General features: G+C 64.8%; 1 protein-coding gene. It reads left to right on the forward strand.

Annotation, left to right across the window (positions count from 1 at the left end):
- The coding region (locus J580_RS22730; protein ID WP_032006092.1) for a hypothetical protein at positions 1-543 on the forward strand (543 nt) is incomplete at both ends.

The following is a 543-nucleotide window of genomic DNA, read 5'->3' on the forward strand; positions in this document are numbered from 1 at the left end:
GATCGCGGTGGCCGCTCAGGTGGTCGAGGCCGAGGTCGCAGCCGTGATGATGACGATGATGATGATCGTGGTGGTCGCTCAGGCGGACGAGGTCGTGGCCGCAGCCGTGATGACGACGATGATGACGATCGCGGAGGCCGTTCAGGCGGACGAGGTCGTGGCCGCAGTCGTGATGACGATGATGATGACGATCGCGGAGGCCGTTCAGGTGGACGAGGCCGTGGCCGCAGCCGTGATGACGATGATGATGATGATCGCGGTGGCCGCTCAGGTGGTCGAGGCCGAGGTCGCAGCCGTGATGATGACGACGATGATGATCGCGGTGGCCGTTCAGGTGGACGAGGCCGTGGCCGCAGCCGTGATGACGATGATGATGACGATCGCGGTGGCCGTTCAGGTGGACGAGGTCGTGGCCGCAGTCGTGATGACGACGATGATGATGATCGCGGTGGCCGCTCAGGTGGTCGAGGCCGAGGTCGCAGCCGTGATGACGATGACGATGATGATCGCGGAGGCCGTTCAGGCGGCCGAGGTCGTGGTCGC

This window comes from Acinetobacter sp. 1542444 (genome assembly GCF_000581835.1).
Taxonomy (GTDB): domain Bacteria; phylum Pseudomonadota; class Gammaproteobacteria; order Pseudomonadales; family Moraxellaceae; genus Acinetobacter; species Acinetobacter pittii.